This window comes from Variovorax sp. GW821-FHT10B04, from assembly GCF_059415645.1.
Genome location: NZ_JBWKNQ010000008.1, coordinates 12946 through 36255 on the forward strand (window position 1 = coordinate 12946; position 23310 = coordinate 36255).

Genomic DNA, 23310 nt, shown 5'->3' on the forward strand with positions numbered 1-23310 from the left:
ACCCGCCGTGACGCCTCAGCGGATCAGCGCCTGGAATTCCTTGAACGCCGGATGCTCGGCGCTGCCCAGCCATTCGAAGCCGACCATCTCGGTGGTCACCAGCTCGGCGCCCGCCCCCGCCAGGCGGTCGAAGGCCGCGTCGCGGTTGCGCTCCGTGCGCGAACTGCAGGCGTCGGTCACGACCCAGACCTCGAATTCGTCCTCCAGCAGATCGAGCGCCGTCTGCAGCAGGCAGACGTGCGCCTCGAAGCCGGCGATGACGATGGCATTGCGCTCCTCTGACGCAGCCACCGGCTTCTGCAGATGCTTCGGCAGGCTGCGGGCGTTGCCCTGGGGTGCCTTGGCCGGCGGACGCAACCACTCGCCGAGGCCTTCTTCGACGCCGCTGAATTGCATCTTGGCGAGCGTTCGCTGGCACAGGCTCCGGATGTCTGACGGGTTCTCACCCAGCTTGGACGGGTTCTGCTCGGTGCCCCAGGCCGGCACGTCGAGCATCTTCGCCATCTTGGCGAGCCGGACCGCGTTGGCCACCGCCGCATCGGCCTCGAAGATGGCCGGGATCAGGCGGGCCTGGTAGTCGACCAGGACGAGTTGCGATTGGGAGGCGTCGAGCAGCATGGAAATCCTTCGAAAAACGGGGCGAGGCGGCATTCCGCCTGAACAGGCCGGGATTAGACCGTATCGCCGCGCCGGTCCGGCCGCAATGACATGCCTCGCACGGCAATCCCTTCACTGCGGCTGCAGCCGCAGCAACTTGCCGTCCGACTCGTCGGTCAGGACGTACAGCAGGCCATCAGGGCCCTGCTTGACGTCGCGGATGCGGGCGCGCCGGTCTTCGAGCAGCTTGTGCTCCTCGGCGACCTTGCCGTCGCGCAGCACGATGCGGTCGAGGTAGCCGAACTTCAGCGAACCGACGAACAGATTTCCCCTCCACGCCGGACCGTAGCGGTCGCTGGTCAGGAAGGCTATTCCCGACGGTGCGATCGACGGCACCCAGTAGTGCAGCGGCTGCTCCATCCCGTCGCGCGCGGTGATGCCTTCGCCGATCGGGCCGCCACCGTAGTTCTCGCCGTAGGTGATCACCGGCCAGCCGTAGTTCCGTCCGGCCTGCGACAGGTTGATTTCGTCCCCGCCTTGCGGGCCGTGTTCGTGCATCCAGAGCCGGCCGTCCGGGCCGAGCGTGGCGCCCTGGCCGTTGCGGTGGCCGTAGCTCCAGATTTCGGGCAAGGCGCCGGCCCGTCCGACGAACGGGTTGTCGCGCGGGATCGTGCCGTCCTTGCCGATCCGCACGACCTTGCCGAGATGGTTGTCCAGCTTCTGCGCATCTTCCTTGCGGCTGAAGCGATCGCCGAGCGTGAGGAACAGCGTCCCGTCCTTTGCCTCGACGATCCGGCAGCCGAAATGCGCGCTGCTCGCAACTTTCGGCTTCTGGGAAAAGACGACCTTCATCTCTTCCAGACGACGGCCATCGGTCGACAGCCGGGCGCGTGCCAGGGCCGTGCTGTTGGACGAGCCGCTCGCGGCAGGTTCGGAAAAGCAGAAATACACGGTGCGGTTACTGGCGAAGTTGGTGTCCGCCAGCACATCGAGCAGCCCGCCCTGGCCACCGGCCGCGATGGCCGGCAAGCCACCGATCGGCGGGCCCAGACGGCCGTCGGCCTCGACCGCCCGAAGGCGCCCCGGGCGCTCCGTCACCAGGAATCGCCCGCCAGGCAGGAACGTCACGCCCCAGGGATTTTCAAGACCCGCCGCAACCGTCTGCACCTGCACGCCTTCGGCCGCGGCGGTCGATGACAGCAAGACGGCGACGACCGAGGCGGCGACTCTTCGGAGAACCCTCCGACCTGGAACGGCGGGCGTGGCAACAAACCGGGGCAACGGGCTCACAAGGTTCATGGGATCGAGGCCGCCACAAGCGGCACACAAAGTGCATTGAGAAACCAAGTGTGGAATGCGCCGGCTGAGCACGCCACAAAAGCCCTGAAGCGCGAAAGCGGATGCACCATTTTGGCAACCGTTACATTTTCAAATATCAAATATCGTGTAAATCCCAACTCCGACAAGCACTTACGCCCATAATAGCGAAACAGCGCGAAATTGACACTTCCTTATGTCATCCTTATCCTACGACTGATGCGACTACTCGTCTTACCCGCCTGCATGTTTCTGCTGACAGTCGCCGTCCACGCGGCACCCTTGCAGGATCGTTCCGATGAGATGGAGAGCCTACTGGCCGAGAAGGGCCTGATCGGCCATCTCCAGCAAGTCCGTCAGACCATGGTGGATCGCACCTCGGATCTGGTGGTCAACGCACTCGGCTTTCTCGGCGTGCCTTACCGCCGCGGTGGCAACAGCGCCGAAACCGGTTTCGATTGCAGCGGGTTCGTCCGCGCGATCTACAACCAGACGCTCGGACACTTGCTGCCACGCCGCGCCGAAGAGCAGGCCGCCGCCACCGAAAAGATCGACCGCAGCGAACTCAAGCCGGGCGACCTGGTGTTCTTCAACACGATGCGCCGCGCCTTCAGCCATGTCGGCATCTACGTCGGCGAGGGCAAGTTCATCCACTCCCCGCGTTCCGGCGCGCAAGTGCGTGTGGAAAGCATGAACGAGAGCTACTGGCTGCGCCGCTTCGACGGCGCCCGCCGCGTGCCCGGTGCAGAGGCCGAAGCGCAACAGGTGCAGGCGCAGATCCGGGCGACCTCAGGCAACTGAAGACACGCGTTCCAACCCAACACCCGCTGCTTCCACCCCAGGAAACGGCACCATGAAAAAGTCCCGCAGAAGCGGGACTTTTTTGCTTGCGGAGACGTTGCGCTGATCGATCAGCGCTTCACTGGCGGCAGGTCGGTGCAGCTGCCATGCGCAGCCTCGGCCGCCAGGCCGATGCTCTCGCCCAGCGTCGGATGCGGATGGATCGTCTTGCCGATGTCGATGGCGTCCGCGCCCATCTCGATGGCCAGCGCGATCTCGCCGATCATGTCGCCCGCGTGCGTGCCGACGATGCCGCCACCCACGATGCGATGGGTCTCGGCGTCGAACAGCAGCTTGGTGAAGCCTTCGTCGCGGCCGTTGGCGATGGCGCGGCCCGACGCGTTCCAGGGGAACATGCCCTTGGTGATCTTCACGCCCTGCGCCTTGGCCTGGTCGTCGGTCAGGCCGACCCAGGCCACTTCCGGATCGGTGTAGGCCACGCTCGGGATCACACGTGCGTTGAAGGCAGCGCTCGCGAGCTCCTTGTCGCCCTTCTGCTCACCTGCGATCACTTCGGCAGCGACGTGCGCCTCGTGCACGGCCTTGTGCTCCAGCATCGGCTGGCCGACGATGTCGCCGACCGCAAAGATGTGCGGCACATTGGTCCGCATCTGGATGTCGACCGGGATGAAGCCACGGTCGGTCACCGTCACGCCGGCCTTGTCGGCCGCGATCTTCTTGCCGTTGGGCGTGCGGCCCACGGCCTGCAGCACCAGGTCGTACAGCTGAGGCTCCTTCGGTGCGCCCTCGCCTTCGAAGCTCACGCGGATGCCGTCCTTCGTCGCCTCGGCGCCGACGGTCTTGGTCTTCAGCATGATGTTGTCGAAGCGCGGCGCGTTCATCTTCTGCCAGACCTTCACCAGGTCGCGGTCGGCGCCCTGCATCAGGCCGTCCATCATCTCGACCACGTCGAGACGCGCGCCGAGGCTGGAGTACACCGAACCCATCTCGAGCCCGATGATGCCGCCGCCGAGGATCAGCATGCGCTTCGGGTCGATGCCGAGTTCCAGCGCGCCGGTCGAGTCGACCACGCGCGGATCGCCCTTCGGCATGAACGGCAGGTGCACGGCCTGCGAGCCGGCGGCGATCACGCAATTGCGGAACTTGATGACCTGCGCCTTGCCGGTCGGCTCCTGCCCGGTGCCACCGGTTTCCTGGACCTTGACGTGGAACGCATCGACGAACTCGCCGAGTCCGCGCACGGTCGTGACCTTGCGCATCTTGGCCATCGCGGTCAGCCCGCCGGTGAGCTTGCTCACCACCTTGTTCTTGCGCGCGAGCAGCTTGCTGCGGTCGACCGTCGGCTCGCCGAAGGTGACGCCCATGTCGGCGAAGTGCTTGACCTCGTCCATCACGGCAGCCACGTGCAGCAGCGCCTTCGACGGGATGCAACCCACGTTCAGGCAGACGCCGCCGAGCGTGGCGTAACGCTCCACCAGGATGACCTTCAGGCCGAGGTCGGCCGCGCGGAAAGCCGCCGAGTAGCCGCCGGGGCCGGCGCCCAGAACGAGCAGGTCGCATTCCATGTCGACGCCGCCACCGTAGCTCGACGCGGCAGTGGGTGCGGGAGCGGCCACGGGCGCAGGCGCCGGGGTTGCCGCCGCCGCGGCCGTTGGGGCCGGCGCCGCAGGGGCTGCCGCAGGGGCTGCCGCGGGTGCAGGTGCAGGTGCAGGTGCCGCAGCTTCCGCCGCGTCCAGCGTCACCACGACCGAGCCCTGCTTGACCTTGTCGCCGACCTTCACGGCCACCGACTTGACCACGCCGCCAGCGGACGACGGAATCTCCATCGATGCCTTGTCGGATTCGACCGTGATCAGCGACTGCTCGGCCTTCACCGTGTCGCCCACCTTCACCAGCACCTCGATCACCGCGACTTCGTCGAAATCGCCGATGTCCGGCACCTTGATCTGTTGTTCGCTCATGCTGTTGCGCTCCTTACAGCACGATGCGGCGGTAGTCCGCCAGCAGTTGGCCCAGATAGGCATTGAAGCGTGCGGCCAGGGCGCCGTCGATCACGCGGTGGTCGTACGACAGCGACAACGGCAGCGTGAGACGCGGCACGAACTGTTTGCCGTCCCACACCGGCTTCATCTGGCCCTTCGAGAGGCCGAGGATGGCCACTTCCGGTGCATTGATGATCGGTGTGAAGTGCGTACCGCCGATGCCGCCGAGCGAGCTGATCGAGAAGCAGCCGCCCTGCATGTCGGCCGAGCCGAGCTTGCCGTCGCGCGCCTTCTTGGCGAGTTCGCCCATCTCCTGGCTGATCTGCAGGATGCCCTTCTTGTCGGCGTCCTTGAGCACCGGCACCACCAGCCCGTTGGGCGTGTCCGCCGCGAAGCCGATGTTGTAGTACTGCTTGTAGACGAGCGTGTCGCCGTCCAGGCTGGTGTTGAACTCGGGGAATTTCTTCAGCGCCGAGACGACCGCCTTGATCACGAAGGCCAGCATCGTGACCTTGATGCCCGACTTCTCGTTGTCCTTGTTGGTGGATACGCGGAAGGCTTCGAGCTCGGTGATGTCGGCTTCGTCGTTGTTGGTGACGTGCGGGATCATCACCCAGTTGCGATGCAGGTTCGCGCCGCTGATCTTCTTGATGCGCGACAGGTCCTTGCGTTCGACCGCGCCGAACTTGGCGAAATCGACCTTCGGCCACGGAATCAGGCCGAGCGCCGCGCCGTCGCCACTGCCTGCGGCCGGCGCCTTGGCGGCGGCGGCCTTGGTGCTGGCCTGGCCACTCATCACGGCCTTGGTGAAGCTCTGGACGTCGTCCTGCGTGATGCGGCCCTTGAGGCCCGTGCCCTTGACCTCGTCGAGCGGCACACCGAGTTCGCGCGCGAACTTGCGTACCGACGGCGACGCGTGCGGCAGCTTGCCGCTCGGCGGGGTCGTGGTGTCGTGCGCAGCGGGTGCAGCGGCCGATGCGGCAGGCGCTGGGGTCGCAGCTGGCGCCGCAGGCGCGCTGGCGGTCGCCGGCGCGGGTGCAGCCGCCGCGGCGGCGGGCGCCGATGCGGGGGCGGCTGCCGTCGTGCCTTCGAGCACAGCGATCAGGTCGCCGATGTTGATCACGTCGCCGACCTTGACCTTGAGCTCCTTGAGCACACCGGCTCCGGAGGACGGGATCTCCATCGACGCCTTGTCCGATTCAACCGTGATCAGCGACTGCTCGGCCTTGATGGTGTCGCCAGCCTTCACCAGCACCTCGATCACCGAGACGTCCTTGAAGTCGCCGATGTCGGGCACCTTCACTTCGACCGGGCCGGTGCTCGCGGCCGGTGCCGGTGCAGCAGGTGCTGCGGCCGGTGCCGGCGCTGCGGCTGTCGGGGCCGCTGCCGCAGGGGCCGCGGCGGGCGCGGGAGCAGCCGTCGCTGGCGCGCCTTCTGCCTCGAGCGTGACCACCACCGAGCCCTGCTTCACCTTGTCGCCGACGGCGACCTTGATTTCCTTGACCACGCCACCCTGGCTCGACGGAATCTCCATCGACGCCTTGTCGGATTCGACCGTGATCAGCGACTGCTCGGCCTTCACCGTGTCGCCCACCTTCACCAGCACCTCGATCACCGCGACTTCGTCGAAATCGCCGATGTCCGGCACCTTGATGTCCACTGCTGCCATGTTCTTGTCTCCCGCGCCAGGCGCAGTCGGTTATGCGTAAAGCGGGTTGATCTTGTCGGCATTGATGCCGTACCTGGTGATCGCCTCGGCCACCTTGGCCGCGGGAATCACGCCGTCCTCGGCCAGCGACTTGAGGGCCGCCAGCACGATGTAGTGGCGGTTGATCTCGAAGTGCTCGCGCAGCTTGCTGCGGAAGTCGCTGCGGCCGAAACCGTCGGTGCCCAGCACCTTGTACGTGCGGCCCTTCGGGATGAACGGGCGGATCTGCTCGGCGTACGCCTTCATGTAGTCGGTCGACGCCACCACCGGACCGCTGCTCGCGCCGAGCTGCTGCGCCACGAAGGGCACGCGGGGCGCGTCGGTCGGGTGCAGCAGGTTCCAGCGGTCGGCGTCCTGGCCGTCGCGCGTCAGTTCGTTGAAGCTCGGGCAGCTCCAGACGCCAGCGCTGACGCCCCACTCCTTCTCGAGGAGTTCCTGCGCCGCGAAGCTTTCGCGCAGGATCGTGCCGCTGCCCAGCAGTTGCACGCTCGGCGCCTTCGCGCCCAGGTCCGGCGCCTGCTTGCACAGGTACATGCCCTTGATGATCTGCTCTTCGGTGCCAGGCTGGAGGCCGGGCATCGGGTAGTTCTCGTTGAGCAGCGTCAGGTAGTAATAGACGTTGTCCTGCTTCTCCACCATGCGCTTCAGACCGTGATGCAGGATCACGCCGACTTCGTGCGCGAAGGTCGGGTCGTAGCTCACGCAGTTCGGGATGGTGTTGGCCAGGATGTGGCTGTGGCCGTCTTCATGCTGTAGGCCTTCGCCGTTGAGCGTGGTGCGCCCCGACGTGCCGCCCAGCAGGAACCCGCGGGCCTGCATGTCGCCGGCCGCCCAGGCCAGGTCGCCGATGCGCTGGAAGCCGAACATCGAGTAGTACACGTAGAACGGCACCATGATGCGGTTGTTCGTGCTGTACGACGTAGCCGCCGCGATCCAGCTCGACATGCCGCCGGCTTCGTTGATGCCTTCCTGCAGGATCTGGCCGGACTTGTCTTCCTTGTAGTACATGACCTGGTCCTTGTCGACCGGCGTGTACTGCTGCCCCGCGGGGTTGTAGATGCCGATTTGGCGGAACAGGCCTTCCATGCCGAAGGTACGCGCCTCGTCGACCAGGATCGGCACAGTGCGCGGGCCGAGCGCCTGGTCGCGCAGCAGCTGCGTGAGGAAGCGCACGTAAGCCTGCGTGGTCGAGATCTCGCGGCCTTCCGCGGTCGGCTCGAGCACGGCCTTGAAGGTCTCCAGCGTCGGCACGGTGAAGCTCTCGTCCGACTTCACGCGGCGGTGCGGCAGGTAGCCGCCGAGGGCCTTGCGGCGCTCGTGCAGGTACTTCATTTCCGGCGTGTCGTCGGCCGGCTTGTAGAACGGCAGGTCGGCGATCTGGCTGTCCGGAATCGGGATGTTGAAGCGGTCGCGGAAGGCCTTGATGTCCTCGTCGCCGAGCTTCTTGGTCTGGTGGACCGTGTTCTTGCCCTCGCCGATCTTGCCCATGCCGAAGCCCTTGACGGTCTTGACGAGCAACACGGTCGGCTGGCCGCCATGGTTCTGCGCCGCATGGAAGGCCGCATAGACCTTTTGCGAGTCGTGGCCGCCGCGCTGCAGGTTCCAGACCTCGTCGTCCGTCAGGTGCTCGACCATCTTCAGCGTGCGCGGATCGCGGCCGAAGAAGTTCTTGCGGACGTAGGCGCCGTCGTTGGCCTTGAAGGACTGGTAGTCGCCGTCGTTGCACTCCATCATGATCTTGCGCAGCGCGCCGTCCTTGTCGGCGGCGAGCAGGGCGTCCCAGCCCTTGCCCCAGATCAGCTTGAGAACGTTCCAGCCGGCACCGCGGAACTCGCCTTCGAGCTCCTGGATGATCTTGCCGTTGCCGCGCACCGGGCCGTCGAGGCGCTGCAGGTTGCAGTTGATGACGAAGATCAGGTTGTCGAGCTTCTCGCGCGCAGCCAGGCCGATCGCGCCGAGCGATTCGACCTCGTCCATTTCACCGTCGCCGCAGAACACCCACACCTTGCGGTTCTCGGTGTTCGCGATGCCGCGGGCATGCAGGTACTTCAGAAAGCGCGCCTGGTAGATCGCCATCAGCGGGCCGAGGCCCATTGACACCGTGGGGAACTGCCAGAACTCGGGCATGAGCTTCGGGTGCGGATAGCTCGACAGGCCCTTGCCGTCGACTTCCTGGCGGAAGTTGAGCAGTTGCTCTTCGCTCAGACGGCCTTCGAGGTAGGCGCGGGCATAGATACCTGGCGATACGTGGCCCTGGATGTACAGCAGGTCGCCGCCGTGGTTCTCGCTCTCGGCATGCCAGAAATGATTGAAGCCGGCACCGAACATGCTGGCCAGCGAGGCGAAGGAACCGATATGGCCGCCGAGGTCGCCGCCTTCCGGTGGATGGTGGCGGTTGGCCTTGACCACCATCGCCATCGCGTTCCAGCGCATATAGGCCCGCAGGCGCTGTTCGATCTCCAGGTTGCCGGGGCTGCGCGCTTCCACTTCGGGCTCGAGAGTGTTCACGTAGCCGGTGTTGGCCGAGAACGGCATGTCGACGCTGTTCTGGCGCGCGTGCTCGAGCAGTTGTTCCAACAGGAAATGCGCCCGATCGGGGCCTTCGCTCTGGATGACGGCAGACAGCGCGTCCATCCATTCACGGGTTTCCTGTGCATCCGCGTCGTTCGCGGCCGAGCCGAATGAGTTCTCGGGGATTGCCGACATGCGTGTCTCCTGATGAGGTTGTGGCGGTAATTTAGTGCGGTATTCCGCAGCGCGCGGGAGTTTCTCACAGAAATCAGTCGATTCCAAATGGTGCACATTGATTTCTTATTATGAAAAATCGAGGATGAGAACGAGCTGAATCAACGCCAAACCCGCGCCGCACAGGGGCCGTCCCCTAAACTCGCCGAATGCCCCTCTTCTCCCCGATCGCGGTGGCGCGCAGCGCTGTGAAAGCGTCGCCACTCTCCTGGTGGCGCCGCTGGTGGCGCCGTCAGACGCCCATGCTGCAGGATGCCGTCGCGATGCTGGCGCCGCTGGCCGCAGTGCTGTTGTTCCTGGCAGCCATCGCCTCGGCGTTCTGGTATTTGCGGGTTGAGGAAGTCGAGCGCGAGCAGGAGTCCGTCAAGCGTGATGTCGAATATGCGCAGCAGCGCGTCAGACTGCGGCTGCTGGAGCGCCAGGAACAATTGATGCGCATCGCGCGCGATGCGTCCAATGGCGAAATCGACGCCGCCGAATTCACCAGCCGGGCCGAATCGCTGGTCAGCCAATTCCCGGAACTGCAAGCCGTGAGCTGGGTCGACGATCGGCGCCGGTTCAAGGCCGGCTATGCAGGGCCGAGCGTGCATCCTGCACTTCAGCACACCATCGGCGACGTCTTGCGCCCCGGGGACACCGAAAGCAACTACGCGCTCGCGCGTGAACTGCGCCAGCCGGTGTATTCCCAACCGATGGCCGGCAGCGATCCCCCGCCGATGCTGCAGCTCCATATCCCGCTGTTCGACCAGGGTCTGTTCGCGGGCGTGCTGATGGGCGAATTCTCGGTCGATGGCTTGCTGCGCTATGGCATGCCAGCCGAAGTCTCGGCGCGCTACGCCCTGGCAATGCTCGACGCCAAGGGCGGCGTCATCGCGGGCAACACCGTGGCGAACCCCAGGGAAACGGTGACGCGGCTGCTGCCCTGGATCGAAAGCTCCAATGAATATGAGGTGCCGGTGTCACCGGTTGGCAACGCGCTGGTGCTGCGGGCACAGGCGTACCGCACGTCGCAGGGCGTGGTCGGCAACGGGCTCTTCTGGCTGGTCGGCGCGCTGAGCGTGCTCACCAGCTGGATGCTGATCGGTACATGGCGCCACACGCGCAAGCGGCTCCAGGCGCAGCAGGCGCTGATCGTCGAGACGAATTTCCGGCGTGCCATGGAAAACTCCATGCTCACCGGCATGCGCGTGCTCGACCTCGAGGGTCGCATCACCTATGTGAACGCGGCCTTCTGCGCCATGACCGGCTGGAGCGAAGCCGAGCTGGTCGGGCAGAAGCCGCCGTTCCCCTACTGGCTCGAAACCGACCGCGAGGTGATGAACGAGCGGCTCGAGGAGGAAATCCACGGCCGCGCCCTGCCCGGCGGCTTCCAGGTCCGCGTGAAGCGCAAGAACGGCAGCGTCTTCAATGCACGGCTCTATGTGTCGCCGCTGATCGACGCGCGAGGCCACCAGACCGGCTGGATGACGTCGATGACCGACATCACCGAGCCGACGCGCATCCGCGAACAGCTGTCGGCGTCGTACGAGCGGTTCACGACCGTGCTGGAAGCGCTCGACGCCGCCGTATCGGTCGCACCGATCGGCAGCGAGGAACTGCTGTTCGCCAACAAGCTGTACCGGCTCTGGTTCGGCTCCAACACCGTCGGTCATCTCGGCATGGTGGCGCAGGCCGGCGTTCCGGCCTCCGCCGCGCAGGATGAGGCGCTGGACGACGTCGACCCCTTCGCCGGCCTGCCGATCGACACGCTGACGACGGCGCAGCCGGCCAACAACGAGATCTTCGTGCCCGAACTGGGCAAATGGCTCGAAGTGCGTTCCCGCTATCTGACCTGGGTCGACGGCCGGCTCGCCCAGCTGGTGATCGCGACGGACATCACGCCACGCCGCGACGCGGAGGAACAGGCCGCGGCGCAGGCCGACCGCGCGCAGTCGGCCAGCCGGCTGATCACGATGGGCGAGATGGCGTCGAGCGTGGCGCACGAGCTCAACCAGCCGCTGACCGCGATCAGCAATTACTGCAACGGGATGATGTCGCGCATCAAGAACCAGCAGATCGACTCGGACACGCTCATCGCGGCGCTTGAAAAGACGTCGCGGCAGGCGCAGCGCGCCGGCCAGATCATCCAGCGCATCCGCTCGTTCGTGAAGCGCAGCGAGCCGAACCGCACGCCATCGGACGTGGCACTGATGGTCAGCGAGGCGGTCGAGCTTGCCGGCATCGAATTGCGGCGGCGCAACGTCAGGCTCAACCACTACGTCGCGGCGCGGCTGCCGATCGTGCTGGTGGACCCGATCCTGATCGAGCAGGTGCTGGTCAACCTGCTCAAGAACGCGGCCGAATCGATCGATCTGGCCGAGCGCCCGCTGGCCCGGCGCAGCGTCGAGTTGCGCGTGCTGCCGAAGGTCATCGAAGGGCACAAGGCGGTCGAGTTTTCGGTGCAGGACACGGGCGCCGGCCTGGCGCCGGAAGTCATGGACCGGCTCTATGAGGCTTTCTTCTCCACCAAGCCGGAAGGCATGGGGATCGGCTTGAACCTCTGCCGCACGATCGTCGAGTCGCACCGCGGCCGAATGCAGGCAGAGAACATCTACAATGGACCCGACGTGGTCGGATGCCGTTTTTCCTTCTGGATCCCGGTGATGGACGCTATCAGTTCCGTAGCAAACGACGAGGCAAAGGTACCCGCATGAGCTTGATTCCGAAGAAGGGCACGGTCTATGTCGTCGATGATGACGAGGCCGTTCGAGACTCACTCCAGTGGCTGCTGGAGGGCAAGGACTACAGGGTCCGATGCTTCGATTCAGCCGAATCCTTCTTGTCGCGTTACGACTCCCGCGAGGTGGCCTGCCTGATCGTCGACATCCGCATGGGCGGCATGACCGGCCTCGAATTGCAGGACCGCCTGATCGAACGCCGCTCGCCGCTGCCGATCGTGGTGATCACCGGCCACGGCGACGTGCCGATGGCGGTCGACAGCATGAAGAAGGGCGCGATGGACTTCATCCAGAAGCCCTTCAACGAAGACGAACTCGTGGCCCTCGTCGAACGCATGCTCGAACACGCACGCGGCGCATTTGCCCAGCACCAGCAGTCGGCCAGCCGCGATGCCTTGCTGTCCAAGCTCACGGGCCGCGAGGCACAGGTGCTCGAGCGCATCGTCGCCGGTCGCCTGAACAAGCAGATTGCCGACGACCTCGGCATCAGCATCAAGACGGTGGAGGCGCACCGCGCCAACATCATGGAAAAACTCAACGCCAACACGGTCGCCGACCTGCTGAAGATCGCGCTTGGCCAGGCACAACCGCCCGCGAAGGCACCCTGAACCGGCTATCGCCTCGATAGGCACAGTGGCCCCCACGCCTGCGCAAGCGGGCGTTTTTACTTGGAAAATGCTTTCCCGATGACAGCTCAATTGATCGACGGCAACGCCCTCTCCCGCACACTGCGCGCCGATGTGGCCCAACGCGCCGCAGCCCTCAAGACCCGCGGTGTGACGCCCGGCTTGGCGGTCGTGCTGGTGGGCGAGGACCCGGCCAGCCAGGTCTACGTTCGCAACAAGGTGAAGGCCTGCGAGGACAACGGCCTGCATTCGGTGATGGAAAAGTACCCGGCCGAGTTCAGCGAAGCTGAGCTGCTCGCACGCATCGACGCGCTCAACAACGATCCGACGATCCACGGCATCCTGGTGCAGATGCCGCTGCCGAAGCACATCGATCCGCACAGGATCATCGAGGCCATCGCCACGAGCAAGGACGTGGATGGCTATTCGACGCTGAGCGCAGGCGAGCTGATGACGCAACTGCCGGGTTTCCGACCCTGCACGCCTTACGGCTGCATGAAGCTCATCGAGAGCACAGGCTTCGACCTGCGCGGCAAGCATGCCGTCGTGATCGGCCGCAGCAACACGGTCGGCAAGCCGATGGCGCTGCTGCTGCTGCAGGCCAACGCGACGGTCACTGTCTGCCACAGCGGCACCACCGACATCGGTCACCACACGCGGCAAGCCGACGTCGTCGTGGCCGCGGTCGGCCGCCGGAACGTGCTGACCGCCGACATGGTGAAGCCGGGCGCCCTGGTCATCGACGTCGGCATCAATCGCAACGACGAAGGCAAGCTCTGCGGCGACGTCGACTTCGCGGGCGTCCGCGAAGTGGCGGGCTGGATCACGCCAGTGCCGGGCGGCGTCGGCCCGATGACGATCACCATGCTGCTCGTGAATACGCTGGAAGCTGCGGAACGTTCCGCCAGCTGACTTGAACTTGAGGCGCGCGCCGCCAGATGCCAACCATGACCAATCCGCTCCTCGACTTCACCGACCTTCCGCTGTTCGACCAGATCCGGCCTGAACATGTGGCGCCTGCCGTCGACATCCTGCTGGCCGATGCCGATGCGGCCTTGCAGACAGTCACCGCGCCGGACTTCCCCGCGGAATGGCTGGCGATCTCGAAGGTGCTGGACGTGGCGTCCGAGCGCTTCAGCCGCGCCTGGGGCGCCGTCGGGCATCTGAACGCCGTGGCCGATACGCCCGAGCTGCGCGCCGCCTACAACGACGCGATGCCGCGCGTGACGGCCTTCTGGACGCGCCTGGGCTCCGACGAACGGCTGTACGCCAAGTACAAGGCGATCGACGTCGCTTCGCTCAACGCGGAACAGCGCCAGGCTCACCGCAACGCCGTGCGCAACTTCGTGCTCGGCGGCGCGGAATTGCAGGGCGCGGCAAAGGAACGCTTCGCGGCCATCCAGGAGCGCCAGGCCGAACTGAGCCAGAAGTTCAGCGAGAACTCGCTGGACGCGACGGATGCCTTCGCGCACTACGTCGAGTTCGGTGAACTCGAAGGCGTACCGGCGGACGTGATCGGCGCCGCGCGCGCAGCAGCCGAAGCCGAAGGCCGCAACGACTACAAGCTCACGCTGAAGATGCCTTGCTACCTGCCGGTCATGCAGTTCGCGAAGCGCAGCGCGCTGCGCGAGACGCTCTACCGCGCCTACGCCACGCGCGCCAGCGAGTTCGGCAAACCCGAATTCGACAACACCGCATTGATCGCCGAAATCCTCGCGCTGCGCGAGGAAGAAGCCAAGCTGCTCGGCTACCGCAACTTCGGCGAACTGTCGATCGTCCCGAAGATGGCGGAATCGCCCGAGCAGGTCGTGAAATTCCTGCGCGACCTCGCCACCAAGGCCAAGCCCTATGGCGAACGCGACCTGGCCGACCTGCGCGCATTCGCGTCGAGTGAACTGGGACTGCTCGATCCACAGCCCTGGGACTGGACCTACGTCGGCGAGAAGCTCAAGGAGGCGCGCTATGCCTTCAGCGAGCAGGAGGTCAAGCAGTACTTTCCGGCGCCCAAGGTGATGGCCGGGCTGTTCAAGATCGTCGAGACGCTGTTCGAAGTGGCGATCCGCCGCGACAGCGCGCCGGTGTGGCATCCGAGCGTCGAGTTCTACCGCATCGAACGCGCAGGCCAGAAGGTCGGCCAGTTCTACCTGGACCCGTCCGCGCGCGCCGCCAAGCGCGGTGGCGCCTGGATGGACGACGTGCGCGCCCGCTGGCTGCGCCCCGACACCGGCACGCTGCAAACGCCGATCGCGCAACTGGTCTGCAACTTCGCAGAAGGCGTCGACGGCAATCCGCCGCTGCTCACGCACGACGACGTGACCACGTTGTTCCACGAGTTCGGCCATGGCCTGCATCACATGCTGACGCAGATCAACGAGCGCGACGTGTCGGGCATCAGCGGCGTCGAATGGGATGCGGTCGAACTGCCCAGTCAGTTCATGGAGAACTTCTGCTGGGAATGGGACGTGCTGCAGAACATGACTGCGCACGTCGGCACCGGCGAGCCGCTGCCACGCGCGCTGTTCGACAAGATGACGGCCGCCAAGAACTTCCAGAGCGGCCTGCAGACGCTGCGCCAGATCGAGTTCTCGCTGTTCGACATGCTGCTGCACACCGAATACGACGCCGCCACGGCAAAGCCCGGCGACGTGATGGCGCTGCTCGGCAAGGTGCGCAGCGAAGTGGCGGTGATGCCGTCGCCGCCGTTCAGCCGCACGCCGAACACCTTCGGCCACATCTTCTCGGGCGGTTATGCCGCGGGCTACTACAGCTACAAGTGGGCCGAGGTGCTGAGCGCCGACGCCTACGCGGCCTTCGAAGAGACGGCCGGCAGCGACGGGCAGCCGAACATCGAGACCGGCCGGAAGTACCGCCAGGCGATCCTGGAAGCCGGCGGCAGCCGCAGCGCGATGGAGTCGTTCAAGGCCTTCCGCGGCCGTGAACCCCAACTCGACGCGTTGTTGCGCCACCAGGGCATGGGCGAACCGGTCGCAGCCTGACGCCGGCGGCTACCGGGCTCCGCCTCGCGGCGGATGGCCCGGGCGGGCACCTTTCAGTCGAAGCGCAGCGTCTCGACGCCCGACGGCGTACCAAGCAGGCAGACGTTCGCGCGCTGGTGTGCAAACACACCCACCGTCACCACGCCCGGCCACTGGCTCACCTCGGACTCGAAGCCGCGCGGATCGGTGATCTTCAGGCCTGTCACGTCGACGATGTGCTGGCCGTTGTCGGTCACTAGCGCAATGCCATCCTTCTCGCGCACCTGGGCGTTGCCGCCAAGACGCTCGAATTGCCGAATGATGCGGCGCGCGGCCATCGGGATGATCTCGACCGGCAGCGGAAAGGCGCCCAGCGTGTGCACCCGTTTGGATGCATCTGCAATGCAGACGAAGCTGCGTGACTGCGCCGCGACGATCTTCTCGCGCGTCAGCGCGGCGCCACCGCCCTTGATCATGAAACCGCGGCCATCGATCTCGTCCGCGCCGTCGATGTAGACAGCCAGTTCGTCGACCGCATTGCTGTCGAACACCTCGATGCCCAGCGCCTTCAGGCGCTCGGTGGAAGCGACCGAACTGGACACGGCGCCCTTGATGTCGTTCTTGATCGTAGCCAGCGCGTCGATGAACTTGTTGACCGTCGAACCGGTGCCCACACCGACGATCGCGCCCTTCACCACATAGTCCAGTGCGGCCCGACCAACCTGCTCCTTCAATTGGTCCTGGGTGAATTGGGGGGTGCTCATCAGGGAGAATCCTTGGTTGTTCGAAGTCGAGAATTATCCGATGCCCTTGCCGCCGCCCTCGTCGCTCTATGGACTTGCCCGTCCTTTCCTGTTCGGTTTCGATGCCGAGCACGCTCATGAAATCACGCTCGGCGCGCTGGCACGCACGCAGAACACGCCATTGGCCTGCCTGTACGCGGCTCCGCGCGTGGACGATCCGGTCACGCTGGCCGGGCTGACCTTCCCGAACCGCATCGGGCTGGCTGCCGGGCTGGACAAGAATGCGCGATGCATCGACGCGTTCGCTGCGATGGGCTTCGGCTCGGTCGAGGTCGGCACCGTCACCCCGAAAGCGCAGCCGGGCAACCAGCGCCCTCGGATTTTCCGGATACCCGAGCGCGACGCGCTGATCAACCGGCTCGGCTTCAACAACGATGGCTTGCCAGCCTTCCTGGCCAACGTCGCGAAGGCGCGCTTCCGGACGAACGGCACCACCCGGGCGCCCATGTTGCTTGGCTTGAACATCGGCAAGAACGCTGCAACGCCAATCGACCGAGCGGCAGACGACTATCTCCTGTGCCTCGACGGCGTCTATCCGCACGCCGACTACGTGACGGTCAACATCTCCAGCCCGAACACCGCCAACCTGCGCTCGCTGCAGAGCGATGAAGCGCTCGACGCCTTGCTCGGCACGATCGCGCAACGGCGCGAAGTCCTGGCAGCGCAACACGGCAAGCGCGTGCCGCTGTTCGTGAAGATTGCACCCGACCTCGACGACGTACAGGTCGGCGTGATTGCGGCTACCCTGAAACGTCACGGCATGGATGGCGTGATCGCGACCAACACGACGCTGTCGCGCGAAGCTGTCGCAGGCCTGCCGCATGCGCAGGAAACCGGCGGGCTGTCGGGCGCACCGGTGCGTGAAGCCAGCAATCGGGTGATCGCGCAATTGCGAGCAGCGCTGGGCGCAGGATTTCCGATCATCGGCGTCGGCGGCGTCCTGAGTGGCGCAGATGCCCAGGCCAAGATTGCGGCCGGCGCCGATGTGGTCCAGATCTACACCGGGCTCATCTACCGCGGCCCGGCGCTGGTGCGCGAAGTCGCCCAGGCGCTGCGCGCCACACGCCGCGCCTGACGGCTATCGCGGCCCTTGCGGGGCCGTTATCGATCCGTCAGTGCGTGCGTAACGGTTTTGGCCTCAACGCATGCGCCACAGCACTGGCGCGACGAAAGCGGCCCAGCGCAGCAATCTGCGTGGCCCGACGACCGCCACGACAGCTGCTGCAGCCACACCCGACGCAACTGGATGCGCGCGCGCCATGCGCAGTGCCATTTCGCTCGCGGTCTCATCCGGTGGCGGTTCTTCCGCAGAAGGCTCAGGCGCACGCGGCGCCTGGAGCACCGCAATGCGTTCGCGCTGCCGAGCCATGCGCGCCAGCAACTCGTCGCGCTTCGCGGGACGCCGCTGCGGCACGCGCGGCTCGCCGTCCTCGTCCTTGCCCAGATCGAAACGTTCCTGCGCCCAGGCCCAGTCGCGTGCGATTTCTTCGCGGACCGGCGTGAAGGCGGCGGACGCGCCATTCAGCATCTTCCAGAGCCCGATCAGCGAGGCGGCCCAGAGCACGATCCACACCGCGGCCACGGACCAGGCGGCCGTCGTGCGTTGCGGCGTGTCCCAGAAATGCACGACCACCGCGACCGACAGCAAGGCAACGGCAACCGTCGTCAGTCCCAGCACCACGATCACCAGGACCAGCATCACCTTGAAGCGCTGCTTTTCCTCATCCCACGCCATGCGCAGCAACTGCGCGCGGTCTTCGGCGGCGATCGCACCCTCGCCCGCGGCGATCTTCAATTGCCGGATCTTCCGATCCAGCCCCAGCATCGACAACAGATTCATCGATCAGCGACGGCGGCCGAGCAGCAGTCCGACGAGCACGCCCACTGCAAGCGCACCGGCTGCGATCTGCCATGGCTCGTCGTGTGCGTAAGCATTGGCCGTCGTGGCGGCTTCCTTGGCTTTCTGGGTCGCAAGCTTGCTTTTCTCTGCAGCGAGTTCACGGGCAATGGCCAGCTTGGTTTCGACACGCTGGCGCAGCGCCTTGATCTGCGGCATGGATTCAAGATCCTTGCCGCCAAGCACGCCCTTGACGTCGCTGGCGAGTTCTTCGACCACCGCGTTGGCAGCAGCTTCGAGGTTCTTGGATGCACTCATTGGGATCTTTCTCCGTGATTCGCGCCGGACACCGCGCCGGCAGACGCCATGCCTGCAAGCGGCATGCCGTTCCATGGTACATGCGTACTCAGGCCGCCCCAAGCAATGACGCTACACGTTGTCCGATGGCGAGGCTGCTCGTGAGTCCGGGCGACTCGATGCCGAACAGATTCACCAGTCCAGGGACGCCATGCGCGTCGGGGCCCTCGATCGCGAAGTCGCGCGCAGCTTCACCCGGGCCCGAGATCTTCGGCCGGATCCCGGCATACCCAGGGATCAGGGCACCGTCGGGCAACGCCGGCCAGTACTTGCGCACCTCGGCATAGAAGCCGTCGCCGCGTGATGGATCGACCACCAGGTCATCGGGCGACGAGACCCATTGCACGTCGGGGCCGAACTTGGCCTGCCCACCGAGATCGAGCGTCAGGTGCACGCCCAGGCCCGCCGCTTCCGGCACGGGATAGATCAGCCGGCTGAACGGTGCACGCCCACCCAGCGTGAAGTAACTCCCCTTCGCGAAATGCGGCTCGGGCACGGCGCTGGCCGGCAAACCGGCGAAGCGGCGCGCCAACGCCGGCGCGCCCAGACCGGCGGCGTTCACGACGCTGGCGCAGCGCAGCGTCGTGCCGTCGTCCGTGGTGAGCACGATGCCTTGCGCGGTGCAGGCAGCCTGCGCCACCGGCGACTTCAATGCGAGCACGCCGCCCGCGTTCTCCAGATCGCCCTGATAGGCCAGCATCAACGCGTGGCTGTCGACGATGCCGGTGCTCGGCGAATGCAGCGCTGCAAGGCATTCGAGTTGCGGCTCCATCGCCTGAGCCTGCGCGCGCGTGAGCAGTACCAGATCGTCCACGCCATTGGCCCGGGCCTTGGCGGCGATCGCCTCGAGTTCGGCCACCTGCGCGATCGATGTCGCAACGATCAGCTTGCCACAGCGCCGATGCGGCACGCTGCGCTCGGCCGCATAGGCATAGAGCGCCTGCTTGCCTTCGACGCACAGTTGCGCCTTGAGCGACCCTTGCGGGTAATAGATGCCTGCGTGAATGACTTCGCTGTTGCGCGAACTGGTGCCCGTGCCGATCGCACCTTCGGCCTCCAGCACGATCACGTCGCGCCCTTGAAGCGCCAGAGCCCGCGCGACGGCGAGGCCCACCACACCCGCGCCGATGACGGCGCAATCGATTTCGTCCATGCGCCAAGCTTAGCGGCCTCCGGCCTGGTCAGGCGGGAGGCTCGAAATACTCCAGCCTGTTCGGGCTTGGAGTTCGGCAATGATCGATTTGGGAATTTGGTGGGCGGTCCAGGTTTCGAACCTGGGACCCCAGCAGTGTGAATGCTGTGCTCTACCCCTGAGCTAACCGCCCTTCAAGACGACATGAACATGTCGTCAGAAGATATTTCGCGTTATCTGCGAAGCCTCAGATTATGCCACAGCATTTTGGCTTGCTGCATCGGCTTTTCTGAAAACTGTGCGGCCGCCGCTCGATTTGTCGAGCTGCGCCAAAAGCGCCTCGTGCGCCGCCAGCTCGCTCTCGCCTGCGCTCAGAACGGGCAGGTCGAAGCCACGCAGATCAACCAGCACGATTTCACCCAACGTCGGCTCGTTCGACTGCACGTCGATCAGCAGCGCGTCCTGGCCCCGCGTGAGGTTGATGTAGACGTCGGCCAGCAACTGCGCATCGAGCTTGGCGCCGTGGAAGGTCCGATTGGAACGATCGACACCGAACCGATCGCACAGCGCGTCGAGCGAATTGCGCTTGCCGGGATAAACCTGCTTGGCCATCGCCAGCGTGTCGGTCACATCCGGCGCGAAGGTGCGCAATGGAGGCAAACCGGCGAGCTCGAATTCCTTGTTCAGGAAGCCAACGTCGAATGCCGCGTTGTGGATGATCAGTTCGGCACCGCGCAGGTACTCCACCACGTCGTTCGCCAACGCGGCGAACTTCGGCTTGTCGCGCAGGAAGTCGGTCGTCAGCCCGTGCACCTTGAGCGCGTCCTCATGGCTCTCGCGCTCCGGGTTGAAGTAGATGTGCAGGTCGTTGCCGGTGAGCTTTCGGTTGAACAGCTCCACGCAGCCCAGCTCGATGATCCGGTCACCGTTTTCCGCGGACAGGCCGGTGGTTTCGGTGTCGAGAACGATCTGACGCGTCATCAGTGGTTTTCCTTGGCGTGGTTGATCGAGTATTTGGGGATCTCGATCGTCAGGTCCTGCTGGGCCAGGATCGCCTGGCAGCTCAGCCGCGATTGTGGTTCGAGGCCCCAGGCGCGGTCGAGTAGATCGTCCTCGATCTCGTCGGAAGGGTTGAGCGAATTGAAACCTTGGCGCACCACCACGTGGCAGGTCGTGCAGGCTGCACTCATCTCGCAGGCGTGTTCGATGTCGATGTGGTTGTCGAGCAGCGCCTCGCAGATCGACGTGCCGGCGGGCGCGCTGACCTCGGCGCCCTGCGGGCAGTATTCGGGATGGGGAAGAATCTTGATCGTGGGCATGTGCTTGTTCTAGAGGGACTCGATCTGGCGGCCAGCCAGCGCGCGTGCGATGCCCTGGTTCATTCGGCGTGCGGCAAAGGCCTCCGTGCCGTCGGCCAGCGCCTTGGTGGCCGCTTCGACGACGGCCGCGTCTACCGCCGACAGCGCAGTGCGCAGCGACGCCATCAGGCCGTCGATCGCGGCGCGTTCGTCATCGGTCAACAGCGCGCCATCGGCGTCCAGCGCGCTCTGCGTGGCCATCAGCATGCGGTCGGCATCGACGCGTGCCTCGACCAGCGCGCGCGCCTTCATGTCCTGCTGAGCGGTCGAGAAGCTGTCCTGCAGCATCGTCGCGATCTGGTCGTCCGACAGGCCGTACGACGGCTTGACGGTCACACTGGCTTCGACGCCACTGCCCTGCTCCTTCGCACCGACGCTCAGCAGACCATCCGCGTCGACCGTGAAGGTCACGCGGATCCGCGCCGCACCAGCCGCCATCGGCGGAATGCCACGCAGCGTAAAGCGCGCGAGGCTGCGGCAGTCGGCAACCAGGTCACGCTCGCCCTGCACCACGTGCAACGCCAGCGCCGTCTGGCCGTCCTGGTAGGTCGTGAAGTCCTGCGCCATCGCGGTTGGAATCGTCTGGTTGCGCGGCACGATCCGCTCGACCAGGCCACCCATCGTCTCGATCCCGAGCGACAGCGGGATCACGTCGAGCAGCAGCAGCTCGCCCGCTCCGTTGTTGCCTGCCAATTGATTGGCCTGGATCGCGGCGCCGAGCGCCACGACCTCGTCGGGATTCAGGTTGACGAGCGGCTCGCGGCCGAAGAAATCTGCGACGGCAAGGCGCACCTGCGGCATGCGCGTGGAGCCTCCGACCATCACGATGCCCTGAAGCGCATCGGACTTGAGGCGCGCGTCGCGCAATGCCTTGCGCACGGCGGCGATGGTGCGATCGGTCAGTGGTTTCGTCGCCGCATCGAATTGATCGCGGCTCAGCACGAGCTCGACCGTCTCGCTGCCGAGCCGTGCCTCGAACGCCACCGACTCCGCGTCGGTCAGTGCTTCCTTGGCTGCACGCGCGGCGACCAGCACCGCCGCCTTGTCGAGATCCGTCGATGCTTGAACGCCCGCTTGCGCCAACGCGAAGTCGGCCAGCGCGTGGTCGTAGTCGTCGCCGCCGAGCGCCGAATCGCCACCGGTGGCGATGACCTCGAAAACGCCCTGCGTCAACCGCAGGATGGAGATGTCGAAAGTACCGCCGCCCAAGTCATAGACCGCGTAGACACCCTCGCTGGCATTGTCCAGACCGTAGGCGATCGCAGCGGCAGTGGGCTCGCTGATCAGGCGCAGCACGTTGATGCCTGCGAGCTGCGCGGCGTCCTTGGTCGCCTGACGCTGGCCTTCGTCGAAGTAGGCGGGCACGGTGATGACGGCGCCGTAGAGCTCGTCGTCGAAAGTGTCCTCGGCGCGATAGCGCAGCGTCGCCAGGATCTCGGCGCTGATCTCGACCGGCGACTTCTCGCCGGCGAGCGTCAACACCCGAACCATGCCACCGTCGCCAGCGCCGATGCGATAAGACATGCTGTCACGGTTTGCGATGTCCGCCATGCCGCGCCCCATCAGGCGCTTGACCGAGGTGATCGTGTTGGCCGGGTCCTGCGCGCGCGCAGCCAAGGCGTCATGACCGATCTGCCGGCGGTCGCCGTCCAGATAGCGCACGGCCGACGGCAGCAGCACGCGGCCCTGGTCATCGGGAAGGCATTCGGCCACACCATTGCGCACGGCGGCCACCAGCGAATGCGTGGTGCCGAGGTCGATGCCCACGGCGATGCGGCGCTGATGCGGATCGGGGGCCTGGCCGGGTTCGGAAATTTGGAGAAGCGCCATGTCTTTATTGTCCCAACTGATCCGACTTGCTCTCGATGTCCTGCGCAAAGCGCTCGATGAACATGAGGGCTCTGACCTGTTGCACAGCGGCCGGATAGTCGCCCTTTTCGTCGATCAGCCAATCCAGCGAGGACAAGGCCCTGGCACGTGCCGTATCGACTTCGCCTTGCAGCATGTCCAGCGCCTTGGCGTCGGCCACATCGTCCAGTGCTTCGCGCCATTCCATCTGCTGCATCAGAAAAGCGCCAGGCATCGCGGTGTTGTTCTCGGCGTTCACCGGTGCACCGTGGAGCTCGCACAGGTAGCTGGCGCGACGCACCGGATCCTTCAACCGCTGATAGGCCTCGTTGATGCGCACCGACCATTGCATCGCAATGCGTTGCGCTGCAGCCCCCTGCGCCGCGAAGCGGTCCGGATGCGCCTCGCGCTGCAGCTCTTTCCATCGCGCATCCAGCGCCGCGCGCTCTTGCGCGAAAGTCGCCGGGACCGCAAACAGCTGGAAATCGGTGTCGTTCAGATTCATTG

Annotated in this window: 19 protein-coding genes and 1 tRNA gene; 6 read left to right on the forward strand and 14 right to left on the reverse strand. The window is 65.6% G+C overall.

The genetic code is table 11. The features are described 5' to 3' along the window. Window positions 1-15 precede the first annotated feature (15 nt). Window positions 16-618 (reverse strand): isochorismatase family protein, encoded by a 603-nt coding sequence (locus AC07PZ_RS19615; protein ID WP_495296811.1) that lies wholly within the window; start codon window positions 616-618, stop codon window positions 16-18. A 111-nt stretch (window positions 619-729) separates the two neighbouring features. Then, window positions 730-1896: a PQQ-dependent sugar dehydrogenase gene (locus tag AC07PZ_RS19620; RefSeq protein WP_495297083.1), complete on the reverse strand. Its 1167-nt coding sequence runs from the start codon at window positions 1894-1896 to the stop codon at window positions 730-732. A 237-nt stretch (window positions 1897-2133) separates the two neighbouring features. Between AC07PZ_RS19620 and AC07PZ_RS19625 the strand changes: the two genes are divergently transcribed. Then, window positions 2134-2715, forward strand: coding sequence for a C40 family peptidase (locus AC07PZ_RS19625; protein WP_495297084.1), 582 nt, complete (start codon window positions 2134-2136; stop codon window positions 2713-2715). A 110-nt stretch (window positions 2716-2825) separates the two neighbouring features. On the opposite strand, the gene lpdA is transcribed toward AC07PZ_RS19625, so the two are convergent. From lpdA to aceE, 3 genes are read right to left on the reverse strand one after another with little or no spacing between them, the layout of a single operon-like run. Continuing rightward, a complete protein-coding gene (gene lpdA / locus AC07PZ_RS19630) occupies window positions 2826-4676 on the reverse strand; it encodes a dihydrolipoyl dehydrogenase (protein WP_495296812.1) in 1851 nt (616 codons plus the stop codon). A gap of 13 nt (window positions 4677-4689) precedes the next feature. Next, a complete protein-coding gene (aceF, locus tag AC07PZ_RS19635) occupies window positions 4690-6366 on the reverse strand; it encodes a dihydrolipoyllysine-residue acetyltransferase (RefSeq protein WP_495296813.1) in 1677 nt (558 codons plus the stop codon). 30 nt (window positions 6367-6396) lie between these two features. Further along, window positions 6397-9111 (reverse strand): pyruvate dehydrogenase (acetyl-transferring), homodimeric type, encoded by a 2715-nt coding sequence (gene aceE / locus AC07PZ_RS19640; RefSeq protein WP_495296814.1) that lies wholly within the window; start codon window positions 9109-9111, stop codon window positions 6397-6399. A 188-nt stretch (window positions 9112-9299) separates the two neighbouring features. On the opposite strand from aceE, the gene AC07PZ_RS19645 reads away from it, so the two are divergent. From AC07PZ_RS19645 to AC07PZ_RS19660, 4 genes are all read left to right on the forward strand, one after another. Then, the gene (locus AC07PZ_RS19645; RefSeq protein ID WP_495296815.1) at window positions 9300-11843 is read left to right on the forward strand and encodes a PAS domain-containing sensor histidine kinase; all 2544 of its coding nucleotides are present in this window, start codon (window positions 9300-9302) and stop codon (window positions 11841-11843) included. Beyond that, window positions 11840-12475, forward strand: coding sequence for a response regulator transcription factor (locus tag AC07PZ_RS19650; RefSeq protein ID WP_495296816.1), 636 nt, complete (start codon window positions 11840-11842; stop codon window positions 12473-12475). Before AC07PZ_RS19645 ends, AC07PZ_RS19650 begins: the two co-directional genes overlap by 4 nt. 78 nt (window positions 12476-12553) lie before the next feature. After that, a complete protein-coding gene (folD, locus tag AC07PZ_RS19655) occupies window positions 12554-13405 on the forward strand; it encodes a bifunctional methylenetetrahydrofolate dehydrogenase/methenyltetrahydrofolate cyclohydrolase FolD (protein ID WP_495296817.1) in 852 nt (283 codons plus the stop codon). Between the two features lie 26 nt (window positions 13406-13431). Next, window positions 13432-15489: a M3 family metallopeptidase gene (locus tag AC07PZ_RS19660; protein WP_495296818.1), complete on the forward strand. Its 2058-nt coding sequence runs from the start codon at window positions 13432-13434 to the stop codon at window positions 15487-15489. Between the two features lie 53 nt (window positions 15490-15542). Here the strand turns inward: AC07PZ_RS19660 and rpiA are convergent, their stop codons facing one another. Continuing rightward, window positions 15543-16232 (reverse strand): ribose-5-phosphate isomerase RpiA, encoded by a 690-nt coding sequence (gene rpiA, locus AC07PZ_RS19665; RefSeq protein WP_495296819.1) that lies wholly within the window; start codon window positions 16230-16232, stop codon window positions 15543-15545. 40 nt (window positions 16233-16272) lie between these two features. Between rpiA and AC07PZ_RS19670 the strand changes: the two genes are divergently transcribed. Beyond that, window positions 16273-17346, forward strand: coding sequence for a quinone-dependent dihydroorotate dehydrogenase (locus tag AC07PZ_RS19670; RefSeq protein WP_495296820.1), 1074 nt, complete (start codon window positions 16273-16275; stop codon window positions 17344-17346). A 63-nt stretch (window positions 17347-17409) separates the two neighbouring features. Here the strand turns inward: AC07PZ_RS19670 and AC07PZ_RS19675 are convergent, their stop codons facing one another. The 8 genes from AC07PZ_RS19675 to hscB all read right to left on the reverse strand — a co-directional run bounded on the left by AC07PZ_RS19675 (window position 17410) and on the right by hscB (window position 23308). Continuing rightward, window positions 17410-18111 (reverse strand): phage holin family protein, encoded by a 702-nt coding sequence (locus AC07PZ_RS19675; protein WP_495296821.1) that lies wholly within the window; start codon window positions 18109-18111, stop codon window positions 17410-17412. 3 nt (window positions 18112-18114) lie between these two features. Then, complete coding sequence (locus AC07PZ_RS19680) at window positions 18115-18426, reverse strand: glycine zipper domain-containing protein (RefSeq protein WP_495296822.1); 312 nt, start codon at window positions 18424-18426, stop codon at window positions 18115-18117. A gap of 88 nt (window positions 18427-18514) precedes the next feature. Beyond that, window positions 18515-19618: an NAD(P)/FAD-dependent oxidoreductase gene (locus tag AC07PZ_RS19685; protein WP_495296823.1), complete on the reverse strand. Its 1104-nt coding sequence runs from the start codon at window positions 19616-19618 to the stop codon at window positions 18515-18517. Between the two features lie 97 nt (window positions 19619-19715). Then, a tRNA-Val gene (locus AC07PZ_RS19690) sits at window positions 19716-19790 on the reverse strand. 59 nt (window positions 19791-19849) lie between these two features. Next, window positions 19850-20578: a DNA polymerase III subunit epsilon gene (gene dnaQ / locus AC07PZ_RS19695; RefSeq protein ID WP_495296824.1), complete on the reverse strand. Its 729-nt coding sequence runs from the start codon at window positions 20576-20578 to the stop codon at window positions 19850-19852. Continuing rightward, window positions 20578-20916 (reverse strand): ISC system 2Fe-2S type ferredoxin, encoded by a 339-nt coding sequence (fdx, locus tag AC07PZ_RS19700; protein WP_495296825.1) that lies wholly within the window; start codon window positions 20914-20916, stop codon window positions 20578-20580. The genes dnaQ and fdx overlap by 1 nt, the downstream gene beginning before the upstream one ends. Before the next feature lie 9 nt (window positions 20917-20925). Further along, a complete protein-coding gene (hscA, locus tag AC07PZ_RS19705) occupies window positions 20926-22785 on the reverse strand; it encodes a Fe-S protein assembly chaperone HscA (RefSeq protein WP_495296826.1) in 1860 nt (619 codons plus the stop codon). Window positions 22786-22789: 4 nt separating this feature from the next. Further along, entirely contained in the window at window positions 22790-23308 is a 519-nt protein-coding gene (gene hscB / locus AC07PZ_RS19710) for a Fe-S protein assembly co-chaperone HscB (protein WP_495297085.1), read from the reverse strand. Window positions 23309-23310: the final 2 nt, after the last annotated feature.

What these genes read in the sequence shown, in the direction of transcription:
- AC07PZ_RS19620 (WP_495297083.1), bottom strand. Translation starts at nt 1,896, where the DNA reads ATGAACCTTGTGAGCCCGTTGCCCCGGTTTGTTGCCACGCCCGCCGTT.
- aceE (WP_495296814.1), bottom strand. Translation starts at nt 9,111, where the DNA reads ATGTCGGCAATCCCCGAGAACTCATTCGGCTCGGCCGCGAACGACGCG.
- lpdA (WP_495296812.1), bottom strand. Translation starts at nt 4,676, where the DNA reads ATGAGCGAACAACAGATCAAGGTGCCGGACATCGGCGATTTCGACGAA.
- dnaQ (WP_495296824.1), bottom strand. Translation starts at nt 20,578, where the DNA reads ATGACGCGTCAGATCGTTCTCGACACCGAAACCACCGGCCTGTCCGCG.
- AC07PZ_RS19680 (WP_495296822.1), bottom strand. Translation starts at nt 18,426, where the DNA reads ATGAGTGCATCCAAGAACCTCGAAGCTGCTGCCAACGCGGTGGTCGAA.
- AC07PZ_RS19650 (WP_495296816.1), top strand. Translation starts at nt 11,840, where the DNA reads ATGAGCTTGATTCCGAAGAAGGGCACGGTCTATGTCGTCGATGATGAC.
- AC07PZ_RS19685 (WP_495296823.1), bottom strand. Translation starts at nt 19,618, where the DNA reads ATGGACGAAATCGATTGCGCCGTCATCGGCGCGGGTGTGGTGGGCCTC.
- folD (WP_495296817.1), top strand. Translation starts at nt 12,554, where the DNA reads ATGACAGCTCAATTGATCGACGGCAACGCCCTCTCCCGCACACTGCGC.
- aceF (WP_495296813.1), bottom strand. Translation starts at nt 6,366, where the DNA reads ATGGCAGCAGTGGACATCAAGGTGCCGGACATCGGCGATTTCGACGAA.
- hscB (WP_495297085.1), bottom strand. Translation starts at nt 23,308, where the DNA reads ATGAATCTGAACGACACCGATTTCCAGCTGTTTGCGGTCCCGGCGACT.
- AC07PZ_RS19615 (WP_495296811.1), bottom strand. Translation starts at nt 618, where the DNA reads ATGCTGCTCGACGCCTCCCAATCGCAACTCGTCCTGGTCGACTACCAG.
- AC07PZ_RS19675 (WP_495296821.1), bottom strand. Translation starts at nt 18,111, where the DNA reads ATGAATCTGTTGTCGATGCTGGGGCTGGATCGGAAGATCCGGCAATTG.
- AC07PZ_RS19660 (WP_495296818.1), top strand. Translation starts at nt 13,432, where the DNA reads ATGCCAACCATGACCAATCCGCTCCTCGACTTCACCGACCTTCCGCTG.
- rpiA (WP_495296819.1), bottom strand. Translation starts at nt 16,232, where the DNA reads ATGAGCACCCCCCAATTCACCCAGGACCAATTGAAGGAGCAGGTTGGT.
- AC07PZ_RS19670 (WP_495296820.1), top strand. Translation starts at nt 16,273, where the DNA reads ATGCCCTTGCCGCCGCCCTCGTCGCTCTATGGACTTGCCCGTCCTTTC.
- AC07PZ_RS19625 (WP_495297084.1), top strand. Translation starts at nt 2,134, where the DNA reads ATGCGACTACTCGTCTTACCCGCCTGCATGTTTCTGCTGACAGTCGCC.
- AC07PZ_RS19645 (WP_495296815.1), top strand. Translation starts at nt 9,300, where the DNA reads ATGCCCCTCTTCTCCCCGATCGCGGTGGCGCGCAGCGCTGTGAAAGCG.
- fdx (WP_495296825.1), bottom strand. Translation starts at nt 20,916, where the DNA reads ATGCCCACGATCAAGATTCTTCCCCATCCCGAATACTGCCCGCAGGGC.
- hscA (WP_495296826.1), bottom strand. Translation starts at nt 22,785, where the DNA reads ATGGCGCTTCTCCAAATTTCCGAACCCGGCCAGGCCCCCGATCCGCAT.